23 protein-coding genes are annotated in these 18978 nt (G+C 47.0%); 10 read left to right on the plus strand and 13 right to left on the minus strand.

The window, feature by feature from the left end:
* Positions 1 to 800 (plus strand): IS1380 family transposase (locus GZ78_RS29690; protein WP_034841913.1); only part of this gene is annotated, 800 nt, incomplete at its 5' end.
* Between the two features lie 215 nt (positions 801 to 1015).
* Here GZ78_RS29690 and GZ78_RS29695 read toward each other — a convergent pair.
* Positions 1016 to 1159 (minus strand): hypothetical protein, encoded by a 144-nt coding sequence (locus GZ78_RS29695; protein WP_161787481.1) that lies wholly within the window; start codon positions 1157 to 1159, stop codon positions 1016 to 1018.
* 200 nt (positions 1160 to 1359) lie between these two features.
* Between GZ78_RS29695 and GZ78_RS23900 the strand changes: the two genes are divergently transcribed.
* Positions 1360 to 2157, plus strand: a complete 798-nt coding sequence (locus tag GZ78_RS23900) for a carbon-nitrogen hydrolase family protein (RefSeq protein ID WP_034842140.1) — start codon at positions 1360 to 1362, stop codon at positions 2155 to 2157.
* Here the strand turns inward: GZ78_RS23900 and GZ78_RS23905 are convergent.
* Positions 2135 to 3751, minus strand: a complete 1617-nt coding sequence (locus GZ78_RS23905) for a VRR-NUC domain-containing protein (protein WP_034841916.1) — start codon at positions 3749 to 3751, stop codon at positions 2135 to 2137. The two genes, GZ78_RS23900 and GZ78_RS23905, sit on opposite strands and share 23 nt — an antisense overlap.
* A 66-nt stretch (positions 3752 to 3817) precedes the next feature.
* Here GZ78_RS23905 and GZ78_RS23910 point away from each other — a divergent pair, with 66 nt between their 5' ends.
* Entirely contained in the window at positions 3818 to 4081 is a 264-nt protein-coding gene (locus GZ78_RS23910) for a hypothetical protein (RefSeq protein WP_034841918.1), read from the plus strand.
* A 111-nt stretch (positions 4082 to 4192) separates the two neighbouring features.
* Entirely contained in the window at positions 4193 to 4873 is a 681-nt protein-coding gene (locus tag GZ78_RS23915) for a PaaI family thioesterase (RefSeq protein ID WP_161787482.1), read from the plus strand.
* 90 nt (positions 4874 to 4963) lie between these two features.
* Here GZ78_RS23915 and GZ78_RS23920 read toward each other — a convergent pair whose 3' ends face one another.
* From GZ78_RS23920 to GZ78_RS23930, 3 genes are all read right to left on the minus strand, one after another.
* Positions 4964 to 5458: a threonine/serine exporter family protein gene (locus GZ78_RS23920; RefSeq protein WP_034841920.1), complete on the minus strand. Its 495-nt coding sequence runs from the start codon at positions 5456 to 5458 to the stop codon at positions 4964 to 4966.
* Positions 5455 to 6246 (minus strand): threonine/serine exporter family protein, encoded by a 792-nt coding sequence (locus GZ78_RS23925; RefSeq protein ID WP_034841922.1) that lies wholly within the window; start codon positions 6244 to 6246, stop codon positions 5455 to 5457. Before GZ78_RS23925 ends, GZ78_RS23920 begins: the two co-directional genes overlap by 4 nt.
* 172 nt (positions 6247 to 6418) lie before the next feature.
* A complete protein-coding gene (locus tag GZ78_RS23930) occupies positions 6419 to 7270 on the minus strand; it encodes an SDR family oxidoreductase (protein WP_034842145.1) in 852 nt (283 codons plus the stop codon).
* Positions 7271 to 7886: 616 nt separating this feature from the next.
* Here GZ78_RS23930 and GZ78_RS23940 point away from each other — a divergent pair.
* Positions 7887 to 8570, plus strand: a complete 684-nt coding sequence (locus tag GZ78_RS23940) for a zinc metallopeptidase (protein ID WP_034841928.1) — start codon at positions 7887 to 7889, stop codon at positions 8568 to 8570.
* Between the two features lie 182 nt (positions 8571 to 8752).
* Here the strand turns inward: GZ78_RS23940 and GZ78_RS23945 are convergent, their stop codons facing one another.
* The 5 genes from GZ78_RS23945 to GZ78_RS23970 form a co-directional block, all read right to left on the minus strand.
* The gene (locus GZ78_RS23945; RefSeq protein WP_161787483.1) at positions 8753 to 9076 is read right to left on the minus strand and encodes an immunity protein YezG family protein; all 324 of its coding nucleotides are present in this window, start codon (positions 9074 to 9076) and stop codon (positions 8753 to 8755) included.
* 9 nt (positions 9077 to 9085) lie between these two features.
* A complete protein-coding gene (locus tag GZ78_RS23950; protein WP_051786499.1) occupies positions 9086 to 9808 on the minus strand; it encodes a DNA/RNA non-specific endonuclease in 723 nt (240 codons plus the stop codon).
* 277 nt (positions 9809 to 10085) lie between these two features.
* Positions 10086 to 10622, minus strand: a complete 537-nt coding sequence (locus GZ78_RS23960) for a hypothetical protein (protein ID WP_034841935.1) — start codon at positions 10620 to 10622, stop codon at positions 10086 to 10088.
* On the minus strand, positions 10619 to 11701 hold the full coding sequence (locus tag GZ78_RS27855) for a hypothetical protein (RefSeq protein WP_051786500.1): 1083 nt from the start codon (positions 11699 to 11701) through the stop codon (positions 10619 to 10621). Before GZ78_RS27855 ends, GZ78_RS23960 begins: the two co-directional genes overlap by 4 nt.
* 45 nt (positions 11702 to 11746) lie before the next feature.
* Positions 11747 to 12313 (minus strand): hypothetical protein, encoded by a 567-nt coding sequence (locus GZ78_RS23970; protein WP_034841938.1) that lies wholly within the window; start codon positions 12311 to 12313, stop codon positions 11747 to 11749.
* A 296-nt stretch (positions 12314 to 12609) separates the two neighbouring features.
* Here GZ78_RS23970 and GZ78_RS23980 point away from each other — a divergent pair, with 296 nt between their 5' ends.
* The 5 genes from GZ78_RS23980 (at position 12610) to GZ78_RS24000 (ending at position 16595) form a co-directional block, all read left to right on the plus strand.
* Positions 12610 to 14805, plus strand: a complete 2196-nt coding sequence (locus tag GZ78_RS23980; protein WP_152558918.1) for an ankyrin repeat domain-containing protein — start codon at positions 12610 to 12612, stop codon at positions 14803 to 14805.
* Positions 14802 to 15095, plus strand: coding sequence for a hypothetical protein (locus GZ78_RS23985; RefSeq protein WP_034841945.1), 294 nt, complete (start codon positions 14802 to 14804; stop codon positions 15093 to 15095). Before GZ78_RS23980 ends, GZ78_RS23985 begins: the two co-directional genes overlap by 4 nt.
* Before the next feature lie 108 nt (positions 15096 to 15203).
* A complete protein-coding gene (locus tag GZ78_RS23990; RefSeq protein WP_034841955.1) occupies positions 15204 to 15722 on the plus strand; it encodes a hypothetical protein in 519 nt (172 codons plus the stop codon).
* Entirely contained in the window at positions 15719 to 15964 is a 246-nt protein-coding gene (locus GZ78_RS23995) for a hypothetical protein (protein WP_034841958.1), read from the plus strand. The genes GZ78_RS23990 and GZ78_RS23995 overlap by 4 nt, the downstream gene beginning before the upstream one ends.
* 412 nt (positions 15965 to 16376) lie before the next feature.
* Positions 16377 to 16595 carry a hypothetical protein gene (locus GZ78_RS24000; RefSeq protein WP_034841960.1) on the plus strand — a complete coding sequence of 73 codons (219 nt, stop codon included), beginning with the start codon at positions 16377 to 16379 and terminating at the stop codon, positions 16593 to 16595.
* A 156-nt stretch (positions 16596 to 16751) separates the two neighbouring features.
* On the opposite strand, the gene nrdG is transcribed toward GZ78_RS24000, so the two are convergent.
* From nrdG to GZ78_RS24015, 3 genes are read right to left on the minus strand one after another with little or no spacing between them, the layout of a single operon-like run.
* On the minus strand, positions 16752 to 17264 hold the full coding sequence (gene nrdG, locus GZ78_RS24005; RefSeq protein WP_034841961.1) for an anaerobic ribonucleoside-triphosphate reductase-activating protein: 513 nt from the start codon (positions 17262 to 17264) through the stop codon (positions 16752 to 16754).
* The gene (locus GZ78_RS24010; protein WP_034841964.1) at positions 17261 to 18712 is read right to left on the minus strand and encodes a sodium:solute symporter family protein; all 1452 of its coding nucleotides are present in this window, start codon (positions 18710 to 18712) and stop codon (positions 17261 to 17263) included. Before GZ78_RS24010 ends, nrdG begins: the two co-directional genes overlap by 4 nt.
* Entirely contained in the window at positions 18709 to 18924 is a 216-nt protein-coding gene (locus tag GZ78_RS24015) for a hypothetical protein (protein WP_034841968.1), read from the minus strand. The genes GZ78_RS24010 and GZ78_RS24015 overlap by 4 nt, the downstream gene beginning before the upstream one ends.
* Positions 18925 to 18978: the final 54 nt, after the last annotated feature.

The raw sequence follows: 18978 nt of genomic DNA on the forward strand, positions 1-18978 counted from the left end.
CTGAACTACGTCCTGGTTCACAACACTCACAAAACGACTTCGTACCCTTCTTGAATACCGTATTACACAGACTTCGTCGTGTTACTCAAGCTCCGGTATTGCTGCGACTCGACAGTGGCCATGATGCAGAAGACACTCGCCGAGAGATTGCCGATCACAACCATGTGGATCACATCATCAAACTCAATCCACGTAAGCAGTATGCCGTAACAGCCTGGCTGCAAGCCTTTGAGACAGCCAGTGTTCAGTGGACAGAGCTTCGCCCCGGAAAAACGTATGCGACACACTCAGTTATCCATGAGACCGACTACGGCAGACAGCGACTAATCATCCGTATTATCAAGCGTACTACTGACTCGGTGGGTCAGTATTTTTTAACACCAGACTACGAGCTGGATGGTTGGTGGACGACATTGGATGAAACTGAATACGATAATGATAATGTTATATTACTCTATGAAGACCATGCGACCAGCGAACAGTTTCATAGTGAATTCAAGACTGACATGGATCTGGAAAGACTGCCTTCAGGTAAGTTTGATACGAATGATCTTGTCATGTGTCTTGGTGCACTGACCTACAAAATTTTGCGCTACATGGGGCAAACCTGTTTGCTGGGTCCTGATTCTCCGGTTCGCCACAAAGCTCAGCGCCGAAGAATCAAGACGGTTATGCAGGAGCTGGTTTACCAATCTGCGCGATTCCTGAAAAAGAGTCGCCAATTTATTCTTCGTTTTGGCCGACATAGCCCCGGGCTGTCGGCCTTTATGCAACTCTTTCCTGAAAAACAGCTCTGTTAGCTGATTATTTATTTCTCTCGACTGAATGAAAAAGTATGGCTGACACTGGCAGGATTTCGCTCGCCTTCAGAGCAGAAATCTTTCGGTATTCATTGGAAAAGAGCCGTGCTATTAAATCTGTTCAGCTATTTTGTGGTGAATTGCACGCACCGAAAGCGTAAAACTTTCTGTCATTGAGTTAAATGAGATGGAAAATCTTCTCTGCAATCAAGAAATCACGGATTCAGGTTCAAGTTAAACGTTTCTTTTAGTGATGAGGGAAGACGATCTTCTTTACTCAGCTTAAACGCAGCACCGAAAATGCCCTGATCAATACCTGATTGCTTGTTGATGTAGTTCACAGTGAATCTTGTGTACATAGTCTCTGCCCATGAGAATATGGGATGTTTTTTTTATTGTTTTGGGAAATATACGCTAACCCGAAAAGGAAAAAACAGAAAGGCTTTATTTATTTTCTTGCAAGTCATGTCGGATCTGCGATTTATGAATAGAGGCCTTTTTTACAGGCCTGTCCTGCTGCTATCTTAGAGCTGTGAACCTTCCGAGTCCGGAGTGCCGTGTGAAGATCAGCGTTGCCCAGCTGCGAGTCAGTTATAAAGATAAGCAAGATAACCTTCAGAAACTTCGACAATTGTTGCAGCAGGCGCCCGAGGTGGGTGATCTGGTTTTGCTCCCCGAGCTTTTTTCCACAGGTTACATCTTTGAAGAAGCTGAAGAGATTGTTCAGCTGGGTGAAGCTGTGGATAACAGTTCTACGCTTCAGGCTCTGCAGTTGATGGCTGCTGAGTTTAATACGATTCTGGTGGCCGGGTTTGGAGAAAAGGAGGGAGGTGAACTTTATAACTCAGTAGCGGTGGTGGCCGCCTCAGGGCTGATGGGAGTCTACCGCAAGATTTCCAGTACCAACATTGATAAACGCTATTTCAAAAGGGGGCAGGACCTGCTGGTGTTTGAACATCAGGGTATCCGGTTTGGTATCGTAATCTGTTTTGACCTCTGGTTCCCCGAGATTGTTCGGGAGTATGTCCGACAGGAAGTCGATATTCTATTGCACCCCGCCAATTTCGGAGGCGAACAAAGTGTTCATATCGCCCGGGCCAGAGCGATTGAGAATGGCTTGTATGTGGTGACTTGTAACCGCATTGGCGAAGAAAATATCCGGGGTATCAACGGTTACTACTGCGGTAAAAGTCAGGTGATTGACCCTGTAGGCAAGAGCCTGATGTCTTTGGGCGCATCGGAAGAGCTCAAAACTCTGGATATGAATATCAATCATAAAACCGTCAGAACAGTGCTGGGGATTGAGCTGGAAAGTGAAGTCGAGAGCATTCTGGCTACTGCCAATCTACGTAAATAACCTCGGCAGGTATATCGTGTGCAGAAAAAAAGGAAAGCCAGCGCTTCTGGTTTTCCTGAAGCTTGTCACCGGGGCCTTTTACTTCCACCCACAGGTATTCCTGAGATTCTGGTTTAAACAGAATCAGGTCCGGGAAACCAGTCCGGTTGTGAGCAAAGTCGAAGATCAGCTTTTCCAGCATGGCTTTCAGGTGAGGCCAGGGAATCAGTTCACAGGCGACAGTGATCAACTCTTTTGAAAGCCCGAGCCAATAGATCAATCGATTGGAAAGGCCCTGCTTTTGTTCGTAGAGAGCCAGAATCTCTTGAGTCACTGAAGACTCTCCCAGTTCTGTGAATCTGTTTTCAAACAATGTCTGTCGTTTACGATAAAAGTCGGGTGTGGATAAGTCTGCGGGAGCACTCTGGAAAGGGTGAAAGAAGGCATCAGGAATATCGTTAAACAGGATGTCCCAGAACAGCAAACCTGCCAACCCACAAATGAGGGTGTTCTCGACATAGAATGCTTCCCAACCCTCATTCTGGAAGTGTTTTTGAACCTGTAACTCAACTCTTTCGCTGTTATCAGGGAGGGAAAGGCGTTTTTCAGAAAATCGGGATTGCTTTCGTAAGGCTTTCTCACCCCTTAATTTCCTGATGAATCTTTTGGCAAATTCCAGTTCCATATCGCTGGCAGGTTTTTCCAAAATACTCATGCAAATAGCTTCGCTGGCTTTTACATCTCCACGCTTATGATGGATACGAGCCATTCTTTCGAGGGCCGGAGGCAAGTTTGACTGTGCAAACAGATCCAGAGCCTCATCAAACTGTTCCGTTCTTTCCAATTCTCTGGCTATGCGATTGACCAAACGGCTGAAACGTCTTTTCAGAATGGGGCTGTCAGGTTGGTCGGGTAGCTCATACTGCAACTGGCAAAGAGCTTTAGAGTCTTTTTCAAACTCTGCTTCATAGGCGAGAATAGCCAGCTGTGACAACTGCAAAGCGTCGTTCAATTCTTCTCGAGTTTTGAACAGTCGACTGTCTTTTACCAGAGGGTAACGCTCAAACTGGTTGAGTCCCAGATCCTGCAGAACAAATTCGGTGAGATCCTGATGAAGGTTGCCAAAAAACATAAACTGGAGATTTTGAACTTCTGCTGCGAAAAGAGGTTCGTAGATATCAAAAGGCAGAGTCGGTGACCGGGTTGCTCCACTCACGACCCGTTCTACGAGCTCAGGTCTTTTTAACTTCGAGGAAATGCCTTTGACTGAGCTGAACCATTTCAGGAGTTCTGGTTTAGTGCCCAGCTGCACGAGTTCTGAGACTTCAGTAACAGGGTTGATGGAGAGAAGCGCCAGCTTCTCAAGTTCACGGGCAGCGGAAGTTAGCTCCAATATCTCTGGATACTTCAATTTGTCAGAACGAAACAGAGGCCCCTTTCTGCAGATAAGACGTACGTAAAGGCGTTGTGCGGGCTCAGAGGCCGATTGGAAAGCCCTGAGAAAACGGCGTTCATCATCATTCAGCAGGTCATCATATTGTTGAGTGACAAAATCCAACAGTGACTGAAAGTTAGTCAGGTAATAGTCCTCCGGGATTTCAACCGCTTCAGTCATCGGTAAGCTGCCATTCAATGCTGCAAAACGCTAAGATTACCCAATTTACTGATTTGGAAAACCCCCATGAGTGATGATGATCTGGTCACCGAAGCGCATTTGCTGGAAATTGTAGAAAATCAGCTGACTGAAAATAACCCCCAAAGGGTTAAAGAAACCCTGCTCAGACTGACCATGACGGGTATGGAAAGGCAGGAAGCTATGGATTATATCGCTTGTGCGCTCTCAGTTGAGATTATTGATATTATTCAAAACAGTGCCACCTTCAACCTGAAAAGGTATGAACAGAATCTGGATAAACTGCCGGATACCCCCTGGATGACGGCTTAAGTATCGGGTCATTCCATTGATGAGTTCACTCTCTAATCTCATTGCAGGGTTTACTTTTGAAGAGATTAGGTAGAATGAACTCAGGTCTGATAAAAACAATGGAAAATGACCATGCCCTCCAAATATTACCCTTTCGACAGCGAGACCCTGAAAGAGCCTCTGGATGATGTCTGGGCTGCCCGAAGAGAAGCAGCCGATGCCACACGCAGGTTAATAGAAAATCTGGTGAATACCCAGCTCTCGGCGCAAGAGCTTCAGAAATTGGCCTCTCGCCTTTCAGAAGAGGCTGACAGGCTTGAACAAGGGTCCATGACTCAGGGGCGCTTTGACAGTATTAACCCGGTAGCCGTTGAGCAAAGAGTTATTTCTGAGCTGAACTATGAATTGAACCCGGTGGAAGGTAAGTCCAATCCGTTGGCGCCGCCCATACAGATATGGATGGATGATGAGGGTGTTTACGGGAAAGCGACTCTGGGTTGGCAGTACGAAGGTCCTCCCAGTACTGTACATGGTGGTTATGTCGCGGCTCTGTTTGATCAGTTTCTGGGTATTGGTCAAAAGTTAACCGGCCACCCGGGCGTCACAGGTCAACTGTCTGTTAAATATTTAAAGCCAACCCCTCTGAATACTGAGCTGAACTTTATAGGTCGTCTGGAGAAATCAGAAGGCCGAAGAATTGTCATGACAGCAGAAATTTTGGCCAATGGCGTTATCACTGCAAAGGCAGAATGTGTCTTTATTCGCATAGATGCAGAAACGTTCAAAAGAATGAAAGAGGGTTCTGCTACTTAAACAGCCATGAGCGGGAAATGCGGCTCACCCCAAAATATGAAAATGATCTGATAGAGCTGCATTTTCATAGTAAGTAGGGCCCGTCCCGGGTTATACCCGGGACTTTTTTGTTCTGAGAAAACGGATATTTTTGACGCTCCGATTTTTAAACAACAATGATGGAATAGTCACGCCTACTGCCAGGGATAACAGTATAAAAACAGTATTCAGACCATAGCTGATGGTTTGCATTAAAAGCTCAGGTGAGAAGGTAGAGGTCTGGCTCATTTCCATCAATCCCATCATGCTTCGATAGGCAAAAACGCCAGGAACCATTGGAATAACAGCCGGTGCCATGAAAACTGTCGTGGGTGTGTGTACCCAGTGTGCAAACTGAATAGCGAGAAGTCCCATGGTGCACGACGCCAGCAGTGTGGATGTCAGGAGATCAAGCCCCAGATTCAGGGCAGTACCCCTCAGTCCATATCCCAGTGCAGCCAGAAGTGCTGTTGCCCAAAAGGCTCTCAGTGGCGTTGTGAACAGTGTGGCAAATCCCATGGCGGCCAGAGCGGCCCATACACACTTTTCTAACAGCAATCCGCTCATAACTGATGAACCCCCAAAAGTGCGGAGCTAATGACGATCCCCATGGCTATGGCAAATGCGATCACTATGCCCTGCATAGCGCGTGCTTGCCCGACAATGATATGACCATGCATCAGATCGATAATGCTATTGATCATGGGAACGCCCGGAATCAGAAAAAGAACCGAAGTGGCTACAGCTAATTCGGGCGCCTCTCCCCAGTGAAAGACCAGTCCCACTCCACTGATGGTACTGGCAATAAAGGCAGCGGCAGCAATACTCAAAGCCAGGTTGTGGCCACTGGCCAGCATTTTATTACGTGCAGTAAAGCCAATGGCTGTCGCCACGCCAGCCAACAGCATTGCCGGAACTTCGCCTCCGGCCAGACGGCAAAAAGCCATGCCTGCCAGTGAAATCATGATTAATAAGATCATTCTGGGGTAATGAGGAATGCTGCGAATACGTTCCACTTCCTGGGTAATATCTACGAGAGGCCAGTTTTCCACTGAGGCTTTCCAGCTCATTCGGCTGATGGCCGATACCACACTAAGATTGACTGCGTAACCAGTGACTCTGCGAAACGCTGTATGCTGCAGATGGGGGCTCTCCTGATCAGACAGTGTCAAAGTAATACCAGCAAAAGAGAAGAACAGCTCAATATCGTAACCCAGGGAATAAGCGATTCGTCGTACATTACGATTAACCCGTTCTGTGTGCGCGCCAGAAGACATAAGCAGTGCAGCAATATCCAGTAGAAGACTGGATACATTCCGGTGATCATAATCGGGAGGTGAGGTTGATATAGCCATGAAAAGCAGATTCTGGAGAGAGGCAAAGGGTTTCAGAAACTATAGCGGTTGTAGAAGAAAGTCTCCCTGATTCAGGTCAGTTCTTGAGCGAATGTTGCCGATAGAATAATGCCGTCTATGGAATAGTCCATGGACGGCATCAGGGTGTTCAAGCGTTTATATAAGACAATGATTAACGATCGCCTTTGCCGGCACCTCGAATACGAGGGTCATCTTCATATCCATCAGTTGCCTTGCTACCTTCAGAGGTAGTGGTTTGAATCGTCACACCACCGTCGACGTCCAATATGGTGCCTGTAATGTAGCTGGAGGCCTCGGAAGCCAGGAACAAGGCTCCGTCTGACACATCATTACTGGTACCCCAGCGACGCAGAGGTGTTCCTTCACGGATGGTGTCATACATTCCGGGTGTTTTCAGAATAACGTTTTGCATACCCCAGGAGTCTTCGATTGGGCCCGGAGAAATACCATTGACACGCACACCTTCAGGACCCCATTCCAGAGCCAGTACTTTACACAGCATGTTAACGCCGGCTTTAGCAGAGCATACGTGTGTCTGATAAGGCAGAGGGCGAACCGCTTCAGGCGCAGTAATAGCCATCAGAGAGGCGCCAGGCTTACGCAGGAAATCCCAGGAAGCCTTGAAAACATTAAAGGTACCGAGCAGGTCGATATCAATAATGGACTTAAAGGCGTTGGCGCTCATACCAATCGCGGGGGCATAAAAGTTGCCCGCCTGCCCGGCTACCACAATATCAATGCCACCAAACTTTTCGGCGGTTTCTTTCATGGTTTCGTAGACGCGATCATAGTCACGTACGTCACCGGGAAGACCCAGGGCTTCGCCACCCAGGTCACGAATCTCTTGTGCTGCAGATTCTGTACGATCCACAGTACGGCTCATTACGGTCACTTTTGCGCCCTGCTCGGCAAAACGCTTGGCAATAGCCAGATTGAAGCTTCGGGTGCCACCGGCTACATAGGCTACTTTGCCTTCAAGAATACGATCCTTGAATGTCGTCATTTTGATTCCCTCATAACTTTTTCCATGAAAGCTCTTCAGCCTGGTCAATGATTTCAGAGTTCATGGGTGTTTATTCTTCTACTTCTATGAGACCTGTTTTACAGACGATCAGGTATTTGGGTGCTGTAGAGGTTGAGTATTCTACAGCGCAGCGCCATCGAATTTATCAGAATCAAAAATGGGTGAAAAGCAAATATAAAGCAGTGGGATTAATTAAAATTTTCGTACCCTGTTTGAACTAGTTGTCATGCGTTAGAAAACGGTTTCTTTTAGGTAGATTGCTCTAAAAATGGGGAAGGTGGCTATGTAGAGAAGTGCTTCAGGTATGTTATAAAGCGTCTCAGCCATGAGTGAAAAAGTGAATTTGTCTTTGAAGAAGAAAGACCTTTTCAACAAACAGTAAGCTGTAAGATGAGCTGAGAAATATGCTGCAATTCTTAAAAGATGTAAAAAATATGCACTGGGCTCCAAGGCTGATCCTGGCCCTGGTTGTCCTGAAGGTGATCGCCGATGTGGTTCGTGAACAGGCCATTTTTTAATCGTTATTCTACCTTGATGGCAGGCCTGCCCGGGTCAGGGTAAATTATAAGTCTTTGAATGGACTGGAGAACATGGAATGGTCTTTGTCATCCTGGGGTTATTGATTCTGGTTCTGGTGTTTGGTCCCCAGATCTGGGTGAAGCGAACCCTTAAACTGCACAGCGGTGATCGCCCGGACCTTCAGGGAACAGGTGGAGAGCTGGCTGAACACCTTGTGGAACGCTTTGGTCTTGAAGGCGTTAAGGTGGTGAAAGGCAACCCGGGTGAAGACTACTATAATCCGGAAGATTTGCTGATTTCGCTCTCGCCTGAAAACTACGATGGACGTTCAGTGTCTGCCGTAGCGGTTGCAGCTCATGAAACAGGTCATGCTCTTCAGCATCAGGAGAAGCATGCCGGATTTATGCTTCGCCAGAGACGTATACGTCTTGCGATGACTATTGAGCGCTTCAGTGCCATGGCGTTAATGATTACCCCTTTGGTGTTTGCACTGACACGGGTTCCTCACAGTATCCTGCTTACGGTTTTGATCGGTATTGCTGGTATGCTCGCAGCTATCTGGGTGCAGTTGATCAATCTGCCCGTGGAACTGGATGCCAGTTTTAAAAAAGCCCTGCCCATTCTGGCAGAGGGCTATCTCTCTGAAAAAGATATGCCTGCCGCCAGAGAAGTATTGAAAGCTGCTGCCATGACTTACGTTGCTGCTGCTCTGGGCAGTCTGCTCAATCTTGGCCGCTGGATTGCAATTCTAAGGCGATGATTGCGAAGATCGTTCGTTTTGCTGTACGACCTGATTCGATGGGGCAGGGGGGGACTGATGTGCTTTCATAACGTCCAGTGAACAGGCCCTTGATTCCGTCATTCTGGGCCGGGGGCTGTTCACCAGACATACTGAAAAGTTCCGAAGTGATTCAGTAACTGATTCTCATAACTGAGTGTACATCAGGAGTTAGCTGCGATTTCATCGGCTAAGTCCTGATCCCATTCAAAGTTGATGTTGAACTTTCCGGTAGGGTAAAGCGTGAATTTGGCACGATTCCAACGATTGCTTTCCCCTTCTGTAGTTATCTCATATAACTTTTTAAAACTTTTGTATGCTTTATAACCAACTTTGAAGAACTTTCTTTCTGAGTTAGAGTTGTATTCGCCTTTAAAGTTAGCCGCATCTTCAAAGAACTCTACAAAAAGCCATGCTTCGGACCAGTCATCACTGATAGCGTCTGCAATCTGCTGACCAATGCCTGCATACACATCGTCTATGGTCATATCCATATTTCACCTTGTTGCTTCATTTATAAAAATTGACACATGAGGTTCACCATCGATCCAGTACTCTACTTCGAAAGCCTCTGGTCTTTTATCTGCACCCTCATATATTACCTCAATGCTAACTTTTACACTTTGTTTAGGGCTGTTCGGCGGGTCATCTCTCAAAGCCTCTGCCCACTGGTTCTCCATCCTCTTCCAAGCGCCACGATTAAGGTTGGCGTTCATGGGAGCATAGTTAATCTGTTCCCCCGGTCCGTCAAAGATTGAGGCGATCAGGTGACCTCCATCATCGTCGGTCAGCCCATCTTTGATGCCTTCTGCTTTACCTGCCTTACCCTGCTGGTAAGTATTTCGGTCTCTCGTGGTTAAATCCAGTTCTCCCGACACCCGGTTGACCCTTCCACTTCCATCCGTTTCATAGAGATAGGGGCCAACCTGATATTTGTGATTGGGTTTCAGTTCTCTGTTCAGGGCTTTATTCCAGGAGCCTTTTTCACCGGGCTCAAGAACCGTTACGTCTTCTGGAGTATTCGATGTACTCTCATTCTCAGGCTCTTTTTCAGGGCCTTTAGGAGGAGGATTGTTCTGCGGTGGAGGTCGATTATCCACAGGCAGGTCTTTAGTTATATCCCCTATGGAACGTGAGCAGAGTGCCTTCTTTGGCGTGTACTTGTGAACTGTTTTCTTGAGGTCAGCCAGTTCTTTGAGCAGCTCTCCCAGATCGGTCATTTGGCGAGCCAGGGGGGTCTTTAGGGTGACTAACGACTATGGGAGTTTCGTGAAGACTGAAGTCATAAGGTCGCACAGAGGCTTTCAGACGGTTGTCAGTGAACTCCAGGGACTGACCCAGCTGCTGGTATGCTTGCCGGCTTTGAAGATATGGATGGTTGTCATGACGTTCAGTGAACAGGCCCTTGGTCCCGTCATTCTGGGTCGGGGGCTGTTCAGCAGACATACAGAAAAGTTCCAAAGTGGTTTATAAGAAAGAGCAAATGACAGTCAATGACTAAAGACTCTCCCCTGGTTGTAAATAATTCTTCAACTCTTGCTCATCAATAGGGCCAGTAATTGATTCTTTAAGTATTGAATCTTCTTTCCACCATTGATTTATCGTTTTCTCGATGTTCCTAGCCTCCCTGCTGGTAATTTTCCATAAAGACAGATACTCTTCCTTGACTGAAGGATCGAGAATCTCCATAAAGGCTTCCCGGATACCATCCATACTTCTGCTTAGTCCACGGAAGTCACCAGCTAATGAACGTACCGTTGTCTTTTTACCCTGTTTTGCATTTTGCAGTGCTTCTACTGAAGAGGATCTCATTCCTAGAAAGTTAGGTCTGACTTTTTTCTCCCACAACCATTCATCCGTTTCCATGCATTTTGTTGGAATAAAGGCAGGATTCTTTTTTTTGTATTCTTTATACGAGGCCAAAGCGTCTAGCCCTATATCGATAAACTGCTGGTAGTGTTCAATAAATTGCTCTATGTACTCCAGTGATTGAAATTTTCGCTTCAGTAATTGAGATTTTTTTTTGGGGTTCATTGAACTGCATCCGACCATGTAGTGACTTTCGGTGAAAGGTTGGGTATGGAGTTGTACTCCACATAGAGCTGTTGCAGTCCGCCCTCCAGATAGAACTCCATTCCTTCAAATTCCTTATATTGCTGACCTGCAGTGGTTCCCTCCCAGACTTTCATACCCTCAGGACCCACAGTATGCTCAACATAGTAACCATTATCATTCCAGGAATCCTTGACTGCATAGCCATCGCGCCATGCTGACTTATTTGGAGGGATTTCTCTGGCCCAGTACGCTCCTGAGTCTCCTCGGGCTTCTGCACTGCCTTCATCGACAATGCGATACATGATTTCACCTTCTTTTAGTTCAACAGGTTTGATATCTGAGAAGTTCATGAAATCTTCCCTACCGGCTACATCAGGGTATCCCTGCTCATCGATCAATTTCTGTAATTCTGGATCAAACTCATCTAAACCAAGAGCATCTGCTGGCATCACACCTTCCTTCGCTCCAAGCGGTCTGCCATCTTCCTGCAATGTGTAAGGATCTTTAGAATCACCACCCAGATGGTCACGCTTGTATACTCTATCCCCATCAAGAGGAGTTACTCCCTCGCGAGGCGTGTAATTCCCTTTAGGCGGAGGGTTATTCTGCGGCGGCGGTCTGTTATCCACAGGCAGGTCTTTGGTTATATCCCCTGTGGAACGTGAGCGGAGTGTCGTCTTTGGCGTGTACTTGTGAACGGTTCTCTTGAGGTCTGCCAGTTCTTTGAGTGACTCCCCCAGATCGGTCATTTGGCGAGCTAGTCGTGCTTGACGGGTAAGGTTGACAATAGCGCCTGTGCCCGCTGTCACCGCAGCCAGTACCAGGGTCAGTAACATCTCAAAAGCGGCACTGCCTGCCAGTTCACTGATTTCAAGGCTGTGCTGAGCTTTGGCGTAATCTCTGGCGAACCGGGTCAGTAGAGTCTGGCAACGATCGTCTTCCCAGAGAATCTGGGTTATGGCCCAGGCTTGGCTGAAATCTTCAGAGCTGATCTTTTTCGGGTCAAAACCCAGTACATCGACGATCTCTTTATACTCGGCACTCTCGCCAGTGCTCATTGAACTCCTTGTACCAGTCAATCACGGAATCGTGAGCCTGAGTTTTCAGCCAGGCTTCATACACCGTCCCCGTTGTTTAACCTTGCTGACGACATCGTGAATTTCCCCCAGCCAGGTTAACAGGGAGTGGCCTGTCTGCTTTAATCCTTGTCCAAACCGGTGAGCATGAGCCTGTAGTTTTCCACTGCTATCCAGTGACTGATACCGGTGATTAATCACCGTTGCTTCCGCCTTTTCACTGGCAATGATCATGCCCAGCTTTATTTTGATGCTGTCGTAGAGAGCCTCGATCTGCTTAATATTACGTGACGGGTCACGATGGATAACAAAGACATTGAGGCTGCCCCAGTTCAGGGCGTCTTCAATTAAGCGGAGGGTGGATTTATACCCTGTGTGATGAGGATTTTTGAGAAGAGGGTGATCTTTCAACTCCTTTTCCAGTCTTTCACATTGATCCAGCCAAAGGTCGAAGAGAAAGTACCAGGCGTCCCGCCGGGTCGGTCGAAACGTCAATCGTTCCTTGTGAAGGCAGTTAAACCGTTGATTGGTGAGTAAAAACCAGTCTCCCTGCTTGTTCCTTAGGCGAATATCAATCTGATCCTTTCCAAACACACGTTACTCCCTATGTGACTCCGTTTAATTCCTTTTGCAGCATGCTAACGCGCTGAAGACAGGCGATGGGTCGTTTAGCAGATTCATTGTTTTATTAGACAGTGGGATAGTAACGCTTTTTCGATTCTGTGCAAATGTTCCTGATGTTGTGTCTATCTGCGTTGTTATCAAGCCTGAACATATTCAGGTTGAAGAGCTATAAGGCTCGTCTCAGCAGTCAGCAAGAATTGCTCATCCAGAGTCCCCTGACTACCTTTAAGCGTTGATTCGGTCCGAGTCTTCAGGGGAAACGAGTTGTGAATCAATCGAATGTTGCAAAAAAGCGTTGCAAAAACTTTTTCAATGTATTCTTTCAATGCTTGCTCGCAACCGCCCTTGTTTTCATCCACAACTTTCCCCTGAATGCCTCTGATCATGGAAACCCGGTCTATTCAGACGACAGCGAATGTCCGTATCAATCAGAGGTGAACCCGCAGCAAGCCCTTGAATATTTCAAAAACAATACCCGGTTTCTTCCCCTGAATGGCTCGGATAAAGGCATCTGTCTCGGACTGGCTTGTGCCTGGCTTAAGTCTGTTGTCGTCCAACCTGATACCCGCTCACGGCTCAGGCAGCGATTACGAACCTGCAGTCAAAACCCACAACAAGGGTGGCATAACCAAAACCAACACTACGACAGTTTGCAGGCAACATTTCAGGCTGCCCGTCATCACTATGACGCTTATCGCACAGCAAACGCCCTGCCCGACCATCCAGCCACTTTGGAAAGTTTTGAGAAACTGGATGCAGAGTCAGCCGGACAACTGCAAACTCAAATCTGGGTTGAATGGCTCTATCGTGAACAGCTACGCCAGCAGGGCTGCTCTGCTGAAGTAACCACCCTGGATAAAACGGCACCCCGGCTCTCCATGACCCAAGCCTGGCCAGTCGTCACAACTCGCGCCAGCACCGTGCAGCTGCTCAGAACACTGCGTGATCAGCCTGTTCCTGCCCATTATTTGCTGACAACCGGCAAGCACGCCCTTGCGCTCAGTATTGAAAAAGACCGATTGACTCTGTTTGACCAGAACGCCCCCTGCTATATCCGGGAGGTACATCCAGATAATGCGGACCAACTCGGCAGCGAACTCTTTGATGCCCTGGCTATTGAGCCCGAGTGCGGTATGGAAGTTGACGACAGTGGGATGATGATTCACTGTGGTTCCTTATCCACTGCTCTTCCATTAACCTCTGAGATCAGCTGGGAAGTCATAGAGCCTGTTATTGAAAAACTGATGAACCATCGGGTAGCCGTATGGACGCTTCAGGCCGTTCTGCCAGTGGATGCCAACAACTCACAAAAAACAGAAGCCGACTGGCACACAGAATGGCTGACACAGAGTCTGCTGCAACACTACCCCATTCCAGCCAACACTCTTGATGCCGATGGCTACAGCCCGCTACATCTGGCTAGCAGGCTGAGTAATCTCGCTTCTGTAAAGGCGTTGCTGGCTGCTGGGGAAAATCCAGCACTACCCACACCCGAAGGGCTGACAGCCTTTGATCTGGTCTGCGGTCGTTATCCCCAGATATCTGAACGTTTACAGCAGGCGTTACAGGCTCAGGGAATAGCCTCTGCCTGTGATCCGGATAAGGCCAACACCGTTCGCCCCTTACTTCATAAACCCTGGCGGCCTTCCCAGGCTCCCCTGCCTGACAATCTTGTGCAGGGACATTATGAGTCCATACAAAACAGGGAATCCATGCAAAACAGGCTTCCAGGAGGGGCGGTATTAAACCATGGATCAACATTCACTCCTCCTGCACAAGGCCATTGCCCGGCAGGTGATTGTGGCCAGAGAGAAAACAGCTGGGAAAACTTCAAGTTTCGAAAAGCATTAGCAGCCGTTGGCCGGGGTGAAGACCCACTATCGAGGTTTGTAGATCGGGTAGAACAGGTTCAGGATAATGCCGTGCGGTTTGTGACGGATCGCCACCCAATCCTGTCAGCTATCATGGTCACTTCAAGGAAAGTGCAGGAAGAGTTTGTCGCTGAGCAGGTCGATCTGCTAGACAGGGCAACAGGAAGGGTTATCAGCCAGGGCTGGAATCAGCTGGATCAGAATCTGAAGAATGAGCTGAATGGGTTGTTAAAGGTAGCATCCATACTACCCGCTGGCCAAGCTCTCAGACAAAGCTATGCTACTTTGTACAGGGCGGTTGGGCCTGATGAATTGGCCGATATAAAAAAGACGGGGTACTTTGTAAATCGAGGATCAGCGGAAGGAAAGTATTTCACAGATACAGCTGAACACGCTTCTTCCTACGCCAGGCAGGCAGTAAAAGCCTTCCAAGACCCCCCCTATACAATAGTGAAAACAAAAGTACCGGTTTCATACCTTGGGACTCCAGTAGAGGTGGATGGTGGTATTCGTGCTTTTTTAGTACAAGAAAAGCACCTAAAGAACCTGAAGCCTAAAATTCTTGATTCATCAGAGGTGCCCAAAAAATGAAGTCTGATGCAGTTGTTTCGGTAAAGTTTTATTCTAAAGAAAATGGTGGACGAATAACTCCCGTTCCCGCTCACCAATATCAATGTGTATTTCTGACTTCCGAAACAAAAGGTTACGACTGCAGATTTATTATGTCAGAAGAAAAAATCTTATATCCGGAAAACACATATGAATTAGAGGTGAAGTTTATGGATTCACGCACTGCTCTTGCTGCAATAAAGCCGCTTTCCGGGTTTCGAATATGGGAAGGAAAAGTCATAGGTGAAGGAAAACTGATCAAAGTGCTATAGATACTGATGCTCTTAGGGTAGGTTCGAAAGACATTAGCAGCCGTTGGCCGGGGTGAAGACCCACTATCGAGGTTTGTAGATCGGGTAGAACAGGTTCAGGATAATGCCGTGCGGTTTGTGACGGATCGCCACCCAATCCTGTCAGCCATCATGGTCACTTCAAGGAAAGTGCAGGAAGAGTTTGTCGCTGAACAGGTCGATCTGCTAGACAGGGCAACAGGAAGGGTTATCAGCCAGGGCTGGAATCAGCTGGATCAGGAACTCAAGGATGAGCTTAATGGACTGTTGAAAATTTCTTCGGTCTCTCCGCTCGGAAGGCTTGGCGCTTTGGGTTCATCCATCAGTGCCCCGACAAAAGTTGCTCTTGAAGGAGGTCGGCATTCTGGACAGTTAAAACAATTTATGAAACAGACACCAGAACAACTTCGTAAAACAATTCAATCCTTTGATAGACAAATAGAGAAGCATCAAACTTGGATTAAAAGTCCTGAGACTAAAGTCAAAAACTTTCAGGAATTGAGGCCAGAGCATAGGTCAAATCTTATTCATCATTGGCAGCAAGACATAGAAAGGCATAAAGAGCTAAAAGCCATAGCGCATGATGCATTAAAGGGGCAGGAAGGATGAGTATAAAAAAACAAAACGATAATATTTATGAAGATTATTTAAAAGATCTAGGCTTCTTACTGAAAGAGCTGGCCGTTGACGCCAAGAAAAAAAATGATCAAAAACATACTGATTTCTCAGCTGGATATCTAGCAGGGTTCCATAGAGTTATATCCCTAATGCAGCAGCAATCAGAAGGATTTGGCTTGGAACTTGAACAAATAGGGCTAGACGGAATAGATGCAGATGACGATCTTGTATAGTACCTTTTGTTGGCAAACTTCAATGCTTGAACCTCAATCCGAAGGATGATGAGTTGAATGGGTTGCTGAAGGTTGTAGCTATGGCTCCCGGAGGAAGAGCAGTCAAAGCTTTTTCAGCAAAGACTGTGATAGATAGTAAACGTTTGAAACATATATTTAGAAAAGAGGAAGGTCATATCCTCGACATGCTGGAGAACAGGAAATGACTGGAAGAAACAGCTAATAACCCTTCATTGACATTAGGCCGAGACAAGTACGGAAACATTTGGTCGGCAAATACTCGAAATGATGGAACTCAAGTCTGGACTCAGTCCAGAAATGGTAAAATTATAAATGGAGGTATTAATCAGGTTTCACGTGACTTTAACCCGGAAACAGGACTATCCTCACCAGTTAAAGCAGGCAATTAATTATGAAAGATACAATCACGGTTAATGAAGCTTATAAAGCAATGATTTTATACCTTGAGCATTTATATGAATTGACGAGTTCTGATGAATTGGCAGGCTTTCTTGGGAGTATGGCTATTTTAGAGGATGGTAAGCCAGCGGATAGTGCTGTCTGGCAAGACTGGCTGGAAGCCATTGAAAAGGCAAAAACTAAACAGGATATCAGTCTGAAGCTTCAATAACGCCTGAATCCGAACCCTGTCACCAGATAGGCAACAGGCAGTATAGTCGCTGAGCAGGTCGATCTGTTGGACAGAGCGACTGGAAGGGTCATCAGCCAAGGCTGGATTCAGCTGGATCAGAACCTGAATCAAAATCCGAAGGATGAGTTGAAAGGGTCAATTCTCTATATTTCGATTGTTTTGTAGTACACCTGTAAATGCTTCATGCTTGAGTCTGATGACTCTCTGGTTCGAACTGCCCCGCCAGGCCAGCGATAAATCTCGTTTATCCTCTTCATACTTGCCATCAATCAGTACATCTACAAATTCAACAACAGCTTTTTGCCTGGGTGTAAGCAGTTCGAGCGTATAGCCGGTCCATAACCAGATGTCCTTGTCTGGCAGCTCCTCTTTGACTCTTTTGACCAGATGCAGAATGTCATCCAGGTTTTCTGGGAACAGCGGATCGCCTCCCGACAGGGATAAACCGTCCCGGTTGATTCGGGAGTCATTCAGATCCTTGAGAATCTGATCTTCCATCTTCTGGGTGAAAAGATGACCTTTGCTGGCGTCCCAGGTAGAAGAGTTATGGCAACCTTTGCAGAAATGCTCACAACCAGAGACAAATAAAGTGCATCGGGTACCTTCACCATTAACAACATCAAGAGGGTAATACTGCTGATAATTCATAGGCGGTGTTTTGAGTGATGAGGAGTGGAAAATTTAGACTGAAATACGGAAACGAGAGCAAGCACTGTAAGGTTCGCTGCCAGAGCAATTAATCCGGTATTGACTCCCCAAAGGTTTTTTATACCGAGAGAAATGGCTGTAAGCAGAAAAACGACACCGGTAATCAGGCCGCAGAGCACGGCTCCAGAACGTATCTTTTGCAGGTGCAAGGTAATAACAAAAGCTGGAAAGCACTGCACCAAAAGCTCCAGCTTGATAACAATCAGTCTCCAGAGCGTGATATTTCTGTTCAGTGCGCAAAGGGTAATAGCGACCATAACAAGAACAGCAATAACATAGTCCTGTCGAAGACCCTGTCTTTGCGAATGGTCAGGAATATCGTGTCTCAGCATGGAAACCAGAGAGAGTAAAACAGAATCAGCCGTAGACATGATGGCTGCCAAAATGGCCAGCAAGACAACGGAGGCTGCAAAACCATTCAACAGGCTGCTGCTGGCCCACTGTTCAAGCAGCATTGGCAGAACCTGATCGACATTACTGACTTCAGTATGGGCGAACAATGAAATAGCGCACCAGCCCACCAGAAGAACCACCAGATTAGTGAATAACCCAATAACGCCCAGTGCACCAATGGATTTATTGAGGGTGCTTGTATTGGAGGAAGCGAACACTCTTTGCAGTGTTTGTGGATAAACAACGACGGACAGAGCTCCCAATAGCATGGTACTGAGCCATCGAATTTGCATACTGCTGTCAGGAACGGCCACTGTTTCTGGACGAAGTTGGCTGACACTGTTGCCCAGTGCGGTAAAACCACCACTGTTTTCAACTATCCATACAATCAGAAAAACAGAGCCTGTAAACATCGTCAGCCCTTGGAAAACATCGGTCCAGGCGACGGCTCTCAGTCCTCCAATGGAGTCATAAATCAGAATCACCAGAGCAAATACCAAGACGCCTAATGTATAAGAGATCGCCCCATCAGTGATGACTTCCATGATTTCCCCCGCTGCTTTTAACTGGGCGAAAAGGAAATTAGCCATGGTCAGGCACAGGCAGATGGCCAGAAGTTTTCGCAGAAGCAATACCGTTCGGTCTTTTTGAAATCGAAAACGTATCCAGTCACCGGGGGTGACAAACTTATGCTGTACGGAAAGAGGCCTTAGTTTAGGCACCAGAAAGTGAAAGCTGGCAGCAATGGCAGCCCAAAGGCCAACAGTTAATACCCAGTGAAAGCCATGAAGGTAAGTTTGGCCGCTATACCCCACCAGAGTATTACCACTGAAGGCGGTGGCATAGAGTGTAAAAAACAATACGAAAAAGCCCAGAGAGCGATTGGCCAGATAGTGATCTTCAGCCTCGTCACTTTGACTTGCAGCTCTGGCTCTCAGGCATAAGGGGATCAGCACCAGGAAATAGGCCAGAGTTAACCAGAGAGATAGACTCATCGGGTAGGTTTCCCTTGTTCATCCTTTCTTAACCAGAGCAAAAGATTAATGAATATAACCAGTGCATAGCAGGTCAGAGCCAGAGCTACCCAATCAGGCATACCCAGATAGAATTTGGGTTCAGTGCCGGGGGGTCTGTACCAGGGAACAGAAATGATTAGCAGAAAAAACATCAAAAGCTGAAGCGCTGTGCGTAGGGTCTTATTTTTCATAAACAGCCTTTGGATAAAAGAGCTGAGACTCATAGAGCAAACCTTTCATCCTGA

Source organism: Endozoicomonas numazuensis, from assembly GCF_000722635.1.
Lineage (GTDB): Bacteria > Pseudomonadota > Gammaproteobacteria > Pseudomonadales > Endozoicomonadaceae > Endozoicomonas_A > Endozoicomonas_A numazuensis.

Coding starts and splice junctions, on each gene's coding strand:
- GZ78_RS29695 (WP_161787481.1), bottom strand. CDS start 1,159: ATGTACACAAGATTCACTGTGAACTACATCAACAAGCAATCAGGTATT.
- GZ78_RS23905 (WP_034841916.1), bottom strand. CDS start 3,751: ATGACTGAAGCGGTTGAAATCCCGGAGGACTATTACCTGACTAACTTT.
- GZ78_RS23910 (WP_034841918.1), top strand. CDS start 3,818: ATGAGTGATGATGATCTGGTCACCGAAGCGCATTTGCTGGAAATTGTA.
- GZ78_RS23915 (WP_161787482.1), top strand. CDS start 4,193: ATGCCCTCCAAATATTACCCTTTCGACAGCGAGACCCTGAAAGAGCCT.
- GZ78_RS23920 (WP_034841920.1), bottom strand. CDS start 5,458: ATGAGCGGATTGCTGTTAGAAAAGTGTGTATGGGCCGCTCTGGCCGCC.
- GZ78_RS23925 (WP_034841922.1), bottom strand. CDS start 6,246: ATGGCTATATCAACCTCACCTCCCGATTATGATCACCGGAATGTATCC.
- GZ78_RS23930 (WP_034842145.1), bottom strand. CDS start 7,270: ATGACGACATTCAAGGATCGTATTCTTGAAGGCAAAGTAGCCTATGTA.
- GZ78_RS23940 (WP_034841928.1), top strand. CDS start 7,887: ATGGTCTTTGTCATCCTGGGGTTATTGATTCTGGTTCTGGTGTTTGGT.
- GZ78_RS23945 (WP_161787483.1), bottom strand. CDS start 9,076: ATGACCATAGACGATGTGTATGCAGGCATTGGTCAGCAGATTGCAGAC.
- GZ78_RS23950 (WP_051786499.1), bottom strand. CDS start 9,808: ATGACCGATCTGGGAGAGCTGCTCAAAGAACTGGCTGACCTCAAGAAA.
- GZ78_RS23960 (WP_034841935.1), bottom strand. CDS start 10,622: ATGAACCCCAAAAAAAAATCTCAATTACTGAAGCGAAAATTTCAATCA.
- GZ78_RS27855 (WP_051786500.1), bottom strand. CDS start 11,701: ATGAGCACTGGCGAGAGTGCCGAGTATAAAGAGATCGTCGATGTACTG.
- GZ78_RS23985 (WP_034841945.1), top strand. CDS start 14,802: ATGAAGTCTGATGCAGTTGTTTCGGTAAAGTTTTATTCTAAAGAAAAT.
- GZ78_RS23995 (WP_034841958.1), top strand. CDS start 15,719: ATGAGTATAAAAAAACAAAACGATAATATTTATGAAGATTATTTAAAA.
- GZ78_RS24000 (WP_034841960.1), top strand. CDS start 16,377: ATGAAAGATACAATCACGGTTAATGAAGCTTATAAAGCAATGATTTTA.
- nrdG (WP_034841961.1), bottom strand. CDS start 17,264: ATGAATTATCAGCAGTATTACCCTCTTGATGTTGTTAATGGTGAAGGT.
- GZ78_RS24010 (WP_034841964.1), bottom strand. CDS start 18,712: ATGAGTCTATCTCTCTGGTTAACTCTGGCCTATTTCCTGGTGCTGATC.
- GZ78_RS24015 (WP_034841968.1), bottom strand. CDS start 18,924: ATGAAAAATAAGACCCTACGCACAGCGCTTCAGCTTTTGATGTTTTTT.